The organism is Rhodopirellula maiorica SM1, assembly GCF_000346295.1.
In the GTDB taxonomy this organism is placed as follows: domain Bacteria; phylum Planctomycetota; class Planctomycetia; order Pirellulales; family Pirellulaceae; genus Novipirellula; species Novipirellula maiorica.
The window spans coordinates 1-9,534 of the sequence record NZ_ANOG01001037.1 but is presented as its reverse complement, the minus strand read 5'-3'; the positions used below and the strand labels follow the sequence as shown (position 1 = coordinate 9,534).

General features: G+C 55.3%; 7 protein-coding genes. 1 reads left to right on the top strand and 6 read right to left on the bottom strand.

Translation table 11 applies throughout. From position 1 onward, the window contains the following. Positions 1-103: 103 nt before the first annotated feature. On the top strand, positions 104-1,819 hold the full coding sequence (locus tag RMSM_RS33535; RefSeq protein WP_040770875.1) for an FMN-binding protein: 1,716 nt from the start codon (positions 104-106) through the stop codon (positions 1,817-1,819). Between the two features lie 269 nt (positions 1,820-2,088). On the opposite strand, the gene RMSM_RS33530 is transcribed toward RMSM_RS33535, so the two are convergent. The 6 genes from RMSM_RS33530 to RMSM_RS33505 form a co-directional block, all read right to left on the bottom strand. Further along, complete coding sequence (locus RMSM_RS33530; protein ID WP_008708287.1) at positions 2,089-3,405, bottom strand: citrate synthase; 1,317 nt, start codon at positions 3,403-3,405, stop codon at positions 2,089-2,091. A gap of 238 nt (positions 3,406-3,643) precedes the next feature. Beyond that, complete coding sequence (locus tag RMSM_RS33525) at positions 3,644-4,933, bottom strand: hemolysin family protein (protein ID WP_008708285.1); 1,290 nt, start codon at positions 4,931-4,933, stop codon at positions 3,644-3,646. Next, positions 4,930-5,415 carry an rRNA maturation RNase YbeY gene (ybeY, locus tag RMSM_RS33520; RefSeq protein ID WP_008708284.1) on the bottom strand — a complete coding sequence of 162 codons (486 nt, stop codon included), beginning with the start codon at positions 5,413-5,415 and terminating at the stop codon, positions 4,930-4,932. The genes RMSM_RS33525 and ybeY overlap by 4 nt, the downstream gene beginning before the upstream one ends. Positions 5,416-5,458: 43 nt before the next feature. Further along, positions 5,459-7,834 carry an HD family phosphohydrolase gene (locus RMSM_RS33515; protein WP_008708283.1) on the bottom strand — a complete coding sequence of 792 codons (2,376 nt, stop codon included), beginning with the start codon at positions 7,832-7,834 and terminating at the stop codon, positions 5,459-5,461. 86 nt (positions 7,835-7,920) lie between these two features. Next, a complete protein-coding gene (locus tag RMSM_RS33510) occupies positions 7,921-8,943 on the bottom strand; it encodes a PhoH family protein (protein ID WP_008708282.1) in 1,023 nt (340 codons plus the stop codon). Positions 8,944-9,042: 99 nt separating this feature from the next. Then, on the bottom strand, positions 9,043-9,534 hold a 492-nt coding region (locus RMSM_RS33505), incomplete at its 5' end, for a phosphatidate cytidylyltransferase (RefSeq protein WP_040770873.1).

Below are 9,534 nucleotides of genomic sequence, written 5' to 3'. Positions count from 1 at the left end.
GCACGTTTGATCTCCGCCGTGGCGAAGATTGCGCCGTGACGCTCTCGGCCGACGGCAGCGGCAATGTTCACGCCGACGCGATTCGTGTGATTCCAGCCAAGTAATGACGTTGGAACCCGTCAATGCTGATCGTTTTCAAATTCGCCGCCTCGTCGTGCACCTCGCACGCTTGGCGGTGTTTGTTTCGATCATCATTATGATTCATCTTCAATACGCTCAGTCATCGAGTCGCGTGACGGCGATCGCCGATTTATCGGTCGATCAGGTTGCCTCCGTGTTCCCCGCTGCAGCATCGCTCGCCGGCGCTGCGAGTGAGGATGGACGGATGACGGTTAGCGATGCGAACGGCCAATCGCTCGGTTACGTCGTTCAGACGTCTCCCGAAAGCGATCATATCATCGGCTTTTCCGGACCCACCAACGTCTTGATCGGATTTGATGATCAGGATCATGTCGTGGGGATCTCGATCCTTTCGAGCGAAGACACGCGAGACCATTTGTTAGAGGTCCAGCAAAGCGAGCGGTTCATGTCGTCGCTGGATGGAAAATCGCGAGACGAAATTGGTCGCGGCGTCCTCGTCGATGCGGTCTCTGGAGCGACACTCACGAGCTTGGCGATACAGGAATCAATCATTCACCGTTTGGGCGGCGAGGTCGTCGGATCGCTGCGTTTTCCGAAGCCGCTTTCGCTAGACGACGTTAGAGTGCTGTTTCCCGATGCGGATCATATCGAGCCCGATGCGGTGCATCGAACGCTGTGGTCGGTCGATTCCGGTGGCGATCCGATTGGGCAAGTGCTTCGAAGTTCACCGGCTGCCGACAACATCGTCGGCTACCAAGGACCAACTGACGTTTTGATTGGTTTGGATCAAGACGCGGAAGTGATCGGGATCGCGATCGGAAAGTCGTACGATAACGAACCATATGTGGGATACGTTCGCGAGGATTCGTATTTCCGATCCACCTTTGATGAGATGAAGCTGCCAGGCATCGCCGAGGCGGATCTTTTCGAAATGCGAGTCGAAGGGGTGTCCGGAGCAACGATGACAAGCATGGCGGTAGCCGATGGCGTGGTCGAAGCTGCGAAAGAGCATCTCGCACAAATTGAACGAGAAGCGTCTCGCCCAAAGCGTCGCTCAGGATTTCAGTTTACGGTGCATGACGTTGGCACCATGATCGTGATTGTTGCCGCCATCGTGATCGGGTCGACATCGCTGCGAGCCAGTAAGCGAATTCGGATCGCGTTTCAATTGACGTTGATCATTTATCTGGGAATGATTGCTGGAAATTTGGTATCGCAAGCGATGATCGCAGGATGGGCCAAGCATGGAGTGCCGCTAAAGATGGCACCGGGATTGACGATGTTGGCGATCGCTGCGTTTGCGTGTCCGCTGCTGAGCAAGCGGAATATCTACTGCTCGCACCTGTGTCCGCACGGCGCGGTTCAGCAGTTGATCAAAGGTCGAATCCGGTACCAAGTCAAACTGGGGCATTCGGTTTCTAAACTCTTGATGCTACTGCCTGGGCTGCTGTTGTTGTGGTGTCTGGTGGTCACCATGGCTGCATTGCCAATGAGTCTGGTCGACATCGAGCCGTTTGACGCCTACGTGTTTCGCATCGCCGGCTGGGCCACGATCGCGGTTTTCGTCGTCGGTGTTGTCGCATCGCTGTTTGTGCCGATGGCTTATTGCCGATTTGGGTGCCCCACGGGGCGATTGCTTGACTACTTGCGATTCAACGCCCGCAGCGACCGTTGGACGATCCGCGATTGGGTCGCGGTTGCTTATCTCGGCGTCGCGATTTGGCTGAGCGTCTCGTAGGCCGGAACGCAGCGATAGCGTAGTTCCGGCATGGCGGCGAGAATGAATTCACCATCACCTTCGCATCTGCCGTATCGGCGTCGCTTTGGGCGACTTGATACGGCCTACGACGATGTCGTCCGACGACTGGGCTCGTCGGTTTTCGTAGGCCGGAACGCAGCGATAGCGTAGTTCCGGCATGACGGCGAGAATGAATTCGACCATCACCTTTGCGTCTGCCGTATCGGCGTCGCTTTGGGCGACTTGATACGGCCTACGCTGGGATTCGACTATCGCTCTTCCAACGGCACGAAGGCACGCTCGGTGGCGCCGGTGTAGATTTGGCGAGGTCGGTTGATCCGCGTCGATGGGTTGTTGTGCATCTCTTCCCAGTGAGCGATCCAACCTGGCAATCGGCCAATGGCGAACAATACCGTGAACATTTGGATCGGAATCCCCAGGGCTCGGTAGATCACTCCCGAGTAGAAGTCGACGTTGGGATACAGCTTTCGCTCGATGAAGTATTCGTCTTGCAACGCCACCTCTTCCAGCTTTTGGGCAACTTCGAACAACGGGTCATCCAATTGCAGCTTGGCAAGTAATTTGTCGCAGCTGGCGCGGATGATTTTCGCCCGCGGGTCAAAGTTCTTGTAGACGCGGTGACCAAATCCCATCAAACGGAAACCGTTTTCTTTGTCCTTGGCCATGTCGACATACTTTTGCACGTTGCCGCCATCTTTGGCGATCGTTTCGAGCATGTTCACACACGCTTCGTTGGCTCCACCGTGCAGTGGTCCCCACAGCGCCCCGATGCCGGCGGATATCGAAGCGAAAAGATTGGCGTTGCTGCTGCCGACCATACGCACGGTCGAGGTGCTGCAGTTTTGTTCGTGGTCCGCGTGGACAATGAACAGTAGGTTCAACGCTTCGACGAAATCGGGATCGACGACATAGTCGCGAGCCGGCGTCGCAAACATCATGTGCAAAAAGTTTTCGCAATAACTTAGGTCATTGTTCGGATACATGAACGGTTGACCCATCGACTTCTTGTAGCTGTAAGCCGCGATGGTTGGCAGCTTGGCAAGCAGTCTATAGAGCGAAATTTCGACTTGGTCGGGATCGTTCGGGTTGAGCGAGTCTTGATAGAACGTCGCCAGCGCGCCGACCACACTGCTCAGGATCGCCATCGGGTGTGCGTCACGTGGGAACCCGTTGTAGAACGACCGCATATCCTCGTGGATCATGGTGTGGTCGCGGATGCCGGCGCGGAAAATCTCTGCTTGCGACGCGTTAGGCAGTTCGCCGTAAATCAGCAAGAACGCGGTTTCGACAAAGTCACAGTGCTTGGCGAGTTCTTCGATCGGATAACCGCGATAACGCAAAATTCCTTTTTCACCGTCAAGGAACGTGATCGCACTTTTGGTGCTGCCGGTGTTTACGAAACCGTCATCCAAGGTGATCAGTTTGGTTTTGGCTCGCAGCTGACTGATGTCAATTCCACGTTCCCCTTCGGATCCTTCGACGATGGGGAAGTCAATTTCACTGCCTTCGATCGACAGCTTAGCGACTCCGGCTTCTTTAGTATCCAATTTGGGAGGGGTGCTCATCTGCGATTCCGCGTAGAGAGAGGGCTAATTGCATGTAGTTGATCTCGGGATAGTGTAGCTCTGTAAGAAGCGAACTACAATCACGGGAACGGTGTCTATCGACATTCGGTGTCGTCGCAATGCGAGGTAATGACGCACAAAAAATGTTGATGAAAATTGCATGCGAGTCGTGATTGCTTGATATTCGCTTGCCAAACGTCATCGTGCTCGCCCTTACCGTAGAATATGAGTGGGATTGTTACCCCACTTTTTGGTCGGTGACGTTTTGGCGCCGGATTCGCATCGAATCAATCTTGCGATTGCTGGCCTTTAAAATTTCGATCTCGGAATCGCCCAGCGTTAATCGTGTGCCGGTTTCGGGGATCGATCCGACATGCGACAGGACAAATCCGGCAACGGTTTCGTAATCGTCACTCTCGGGCAAATCCCAGCCGAGCAGTTCGTTCAAATCATCGATCATCAGCCGGCCGTCCACTTCGACCGTGTCATCGTCGATGACTTGCAATCCGATTTCTTCGTCTTCGTCCGATTCGTCGACAATTTCGCCAACAATTTCTTCCAGCGCATCTTCGATCGTGACCACGCCGGCAGTTTGTTGGAATTCATCCAGCACGATCGCCATGTGGCTTCGGCTGTGCAGAAATTCACGCAGCAGAAATTCGACAGACCGATCGACCGGCACGAACCACGGACGGCGCATAATCTCGCTTACCGGTTCCTGAGGTTGATGATGGGCTTCGAGAAACGGCAGCAGATCTTTGACGTACAGCACTCCGACTACGTTATCGAGCGTGCCGTTGAAGACGGGCAATCGAGTGCGGCCCGCTTCGACGATTGTCCTTAGGATTTGGTCCCATTCCCAAGAAACCTCAATCGCATCCACATCGCTTCGCGGGGTCATGATGTGACCGACCGGATCTTCGTGCAGCGTCATCACGCCGTGGATCATTTCACGAACCCCCGGCCCAAAGTAACCTTCGCGTTCGCCCGCAGTGACAATGGTACGGATTTCGTCTTCGAGTTGCTCTTCGTCTTCGTCTTCGTGCTCGTGCTTTCCCGCTAACCGTCGGGTGATCACCTCGACCAATTCACCCGGCGCCGATAGCGGATGCATCAAAATTGATAACGAACGCCAAAATGGCCACGTGTGATACAGCACCTGAGTCGATGCAAAGCGAGTTACCGCAGCGGGCACCCAGGCGTGAACCAGCATGATCGACAGTGCGGCGGTGAAGAACCAAATCAGTAGGTCGCGGCCAATCGGATTCTCTTCGGCAACAAAAAGGGCCGTTGTGCCTGAGATCAAGAACAGTACGGTTCCGATCATTCGCAAGTACTCGCTACCGCGAATCGCAGCGTCCTGATGATCGATGACGGCGCCGAAACGCTCTCGGTTTTTGTTCAACCGGCAATAGGCTTCCAGGTGACGTCCTGCGAATCGATCCAGCAATTCGCCACCGAGACCGCCGATGCTGCTGAACAAGAATCCCAAAGCCGAGAGGATGCCCCACGCTACCGAATCGGTCATGATCGCGTCTCCGACGATGAGTGATCCGGTTTTATATTGACTTCCACGCGATCGGGGCCGTAGTGAACGATGTCTTTGATGCCTAGCGACTGCATTACTTGGCATTCTGCATCGCGCATCGCTTGCCGTACATCGTCTTCGAGATCATCCATTCCGGCAATGTGCAGCGTGCCGTGGACCACGTACAGCAGCAATTCGTTTTCCACTGACCAACCGACTCGGTCGGCAACGCGTTGGGCGGTCTCGAGGCTGACGACAAGTTCGCCTTCGAGGGTCGGTGGTTCGTCGGCGTAAGCGAAACTGATGACATCGGTTTCGTAGTCATGGTCGAGATGCCGAGCATTGATCTGGCGAATCTCGGCGTCGTTGGTCACGCGGACCCCGATCTCGCCGTGGGAATAACCACGGAACGCGGACGCATGGGTCACGGCGGAACGAATGCGGTCGTACCAATCGGGCTCAGGCAGCGGGTCGTCCGTCACGATTTCGATAGAGAGTGTCGGGGACGATCGGTCACCGCTCTCGTTAGGCTGATTGTTGTCCAGGATATTTGACACGTGCGTGATAAATGGCGGTTAAAGATTTGACAAGGCTGGTGCGTATGCGATCGAGTTGGCGGAATGTCAGCCCGCATTCATCGAACTGGCCATCGGCCATTTTCTTTTGTGCAATGGCGTCGACAAGTCCTTGAATTCGCGATGGCGTCGGGTCGACCAATGTACGGCTTGCGCTTTCGACCGTATCAGCCAACATCATCACGGCGGCTTCGAGCGTCTGTGGTTTCGGCCCCGGATAGCGGAAATCTTTGTCGCTGACCGATTCGCCGTTGGGGTCTTCCTCGCTGCGACGAGCCGCTTCGCGGTAAAAGTACTCAACCAACGTTGTGCCGTGGTGCTGCAAAATGAAATCGATGATCGATTCGGGCAGGTGATGGCTGCGTGCTAAATCGGCGCCGTCTTTGACGTGGGCGATGATCACCAAGGTGCTCATCGCCGGTTGCAGTGAATCGTGCTGGTTTACGCCGGCGCTTTGGTTCTCGATAAAGTATTCGGGTTTAAACATCTTGCCGATGTCATGAAAGTACGCGCCGACGCGGACCAGCAATCCGTTTGCGCCAATCGCATCGGCGGCCGATTCGGCAATCGACGCAACATTGATGCTGTGGTTGTACGTCCCCGGTGCACGTTGAGCGAGTCGACGCAATAGCGGATGGCTGGCGTCGCCAAGTTCCAATAGGCTGAGGTCGGTTTGCACTCGAAATGCTTTTTCGACAAGCGGCAAAAGTCCGGTCATTGCAGCCGAGGACACCACGATGCAAAACCCTGCCCACATCGCTTCGCGACCAAGTCCCCACAACACCACATCGAACTGAGGGCCGCGATACAGCGATTCCACTTCGCCTATGATGTCGCCGGTCGCATCAACCACCGATAGCGTTTGCGATGTCACGATGCCAACACCGATAACGGTCGCGGCTGTGATCACGGCCGAGATCGTACCGACATATAACAAGTGAGTGCGGCTGCGAATCCGTCCCAGCAGCAGCGTACAGCTCGTGCATGCCGCCAACATCATCACCAATTCCGATAACTCGGCACTGAGGAACAACGTCACACTCAGGCACGCGGCGGCCATCAATAGCAGTGCGAGTTCACGTCCATAGACCACTGCTGCAATGATCGACGCCAGCACGAGCGGGATCAATTCGCTTCGCCACTCGTCGCGTGATGCATAAAAACTCAGAGCGACGGCGGTCACGATTAATGCCAACAACTTGGCTAATTTCTTTTGATCTTGCAGCAGCCTGCGGTCTTCGACAAAGAAGATGTAGGCGCCGCACAATAAATACAGCGCTGCGATCATTCCGGAAAAAGCAGCGAAACGGGCAAGCTTGTCTCGCCAACCCATACGGCTGACAAATTCTCGCCATTCGACTCGCAGCAACGCAAGTTCTTTTAACCCCAGCGGTTTGCCCGCCTCGGCCAACTTCGAATCGCCTGAGTAATACGAGGTCATTACCGGTTCAACATTCTGAGCGGCATCCAGTCGTGCTCGTTCGCTCAATTCGTCGTCGTATTGCAACGTCTCGTATTGAGGCAACCGCTGGACAATCCAATCGCTGATCATTCCCGCGACCGTTTGGCCACGTTCGCTACCGAAGCTGGGGCGAAAGTACTCTTGTAACAACGACTGCAGATTGCTGCTGGCCTGTGCGATTCGCACTTGGCTGACTTCGACCGGCACCGCTTCATCGGGTTGCCCCGCCGGGTACACCATGATCATCCGCTGGTTACCCTGGTCGGGCGTATGCTGCATCGCTTTGAGCAGCCCCAGTTTGTACATCGGCTCCATCGCCGTGCCGACGGCTGCATCGACTTTGACCAATTCGGGGTCGTCGGCTAACACGGATTTTAAAGTGGCAAAACGTTCCGCCGATGTGTCTCCGGGTTCGGCCGTTTCGTCTCCTTCATAGAACTGTGCGAACGCTTTGCGTTCGTCTTCATTCATCTGGTCAAACGACTGAGCGCCCAAGGCCAAGAACAATTGGTCCTTCAGCACCGCTCGTAATTGGTCCAGCGGTTTGGTGCGATTTCGGTACAGCACCGGAGCTTCGCGACGTTTTTGGCGACGGACGGCGTCGGTTTCTAATTCATCTTTGACCTGGAACGTGACCCGCGTGATGATGTCGCGAGCGGGGATCGCGTTTTTGCGATAGGCGAACGATGGTCGCCAAGCATGGCATAGGACCAACATCAATACTGCAGCAAGAATCGCCATGCCGACGCGGATTGAAAAGTCGGCCTTGTCGCTACGCTGCCACCACTGGATCAACCGAGGCTTGGGAATCCCAAGCGAATCGATCCTTTCTTGGCGTGTCCGTTGTTTGCTTGTGCCACTCATCACAATAAACCTAGAGCTCCGCTAATGAAGCGGGGGCGGTCTGATCACGCGGGGACCGATCGAATCGGTTTCACGCTAAATCGGAACTACTCGCGGTTATTAGGGCCCTCGCTAGGATGACGCGGGTGATGGGATTTATCATGCAAGCTTTCGCTCTCATGATGTTGATCATCGTCATAGGCTTCAACAATTTTCTGCACCAAGCGGTGTCGCACGATATCGCTTCGACGCAGTCGTACGATACCAATTCCTTCGATGTCGCTGAGACGATGAATCGCATCCCGCAGTCCGCTGGTGATCCCTCGTGGCAAATCTTGCTGCGAGATATCGCCACTGACCACCATCTTGCTGCGTTCGCCCATCCGCGTCAGGAACATCTTCATTTGAGCAACAGTCGTGTTCTGTGCTTCGTCCAATATGATAAAGGCATCATTGAGGGTCCGTCCACGCATGTAAGCAAGCGGAATGATTTCGATCACGTCTTGCTCCATCAAGGTCCGAGCTTGATCGAAATCGATCATTTCACCAAGAGCATCCATCAACGGACGTAGGTAGGGGTTGAGTTTGGCCCGTAAGTCCCCTGGTAGGAAGCCCAAACTTTCGCCGGCCTCGACTGCCGGGCGGACCAAGACAATTTTTCGTACCTGACCGGCCCGCAACGCTTCGACGGCCGTCGCCACGGCCAAATAAGTCTTTCCGCAGCCCGCAGGCCCTGTCGCAAAGGCCAAATCGAAGCGGCGAATTGCTTCGACATAGCGTCCTTGACCCGGTGTTCGCGGTTTCACACGCCTGCCGGCATGCTGGATATCGATGTCATCGCCCGAGATGGTCGGTACGGCACCTTCGATCGTAGCGCCCTCTTCGGTCGCCGCCGCGTCGACGTCCTCGCTCGCCAAATCTCCCTTTTTACGAGAGATATGACGCATTTTTTCCAGCGTGCGGGTCGCGCGATTGACGTTGTCTTCTTCGCCGGCAATCCGGATTCGCCCGTCTCGCAGCGTGATGCTGACGTCAAACGCTCGACGCAGTTTCCGCAAGTGCTGGTCACGCGGTCCAAACAACGTCAGGATTTCCGCTGGATTCGCAATCGATAATGTCGCTTCGGTCATTCAAGTGCCTGAAAGGTTTAGTCTCCTACCTTCGCTCGATTCTAGCGTGAGCGAGTACTTGTACCACATTTAAATTCTCTGGGTGTACAAGCGTTTTCCTCACCCAGGTGGGCCTGCCACTCCGGCAGCAAAGCATAGGAATGCTGGCATCACCGCTGCAATCAGCGAATCAGTCACGTCCCAAACTCCCCCCAAGCCGGGCAACCAAGATCCGCTATCTTTCACACCTGCATCGCGTTTTACGAGTGATTCCGCTAAATCGCCCAACATTCCCGCAATCGCCAATACCGGGCCCAAGACGATTGCGCCGATGATGCACTGTATCAAAGTGATCGCATTTGTGGTTGGCGCCATTGCTGGAAAAAGCCAATGCAGACAAGCGAATGCAACGATCGTGCTGGTTAGCATTCCCCCGACGGCTCCCTCCCACGTCTTGCCAGGGCTAAGCCGAGGGATCAACTTGTGCCGACCGACCGCACGGCCCACGAAATAGGCACCCGCATCGGTCGACTTCGTGACCGCGATCATCGTAATCAGTGCCGCCAGCCCCCAGTTTCCGCTGCCCGGTTGATCGGGATCGACCGAGCCGAG

What these genes read in the sequence shown, in the direction of transcription:
- RMSM_RS33535 (WP_040770875.1), top strand. Translation starts at nt 104, where the DNA reads ATGACGTTGGAACCCGTCAATGCTGATCGTTTTCAAATTCGCCGCCTC.
- RMSM_RS33530 (WP_008708287.1), bottom strand. Translation starts at nt 3,405, where the DNA reads ATGAGCACCCCTCCCAAATTGGATACTAAAGAAGCCGGAGTCGCTAAG.
- RMSM_RS33525 (WP_008708285.1), bottom strand. Translation starts at nt 4,933, where the DNA reads ATGACCGATTCGGTAGCGTGGGGCATCCTCTCGGCTTTGGGATTCTTG.
- RMSM_RS33515 (WP_008708283.1), bottom strand. Translation starts at nt 7,834, where the DNA reads ATGAGTGGCACAAGCAAACAACGGACACGCCAAGAAAGGATCGATTCG.
- RMSM_RS33510 (WP_008708282.1), bottom strand. Translation starts at nt 8,943, where the DNA reads ATGACCGAAGCGACATTATCGATTGCGAATCCAGCGGAAATCCTGACG.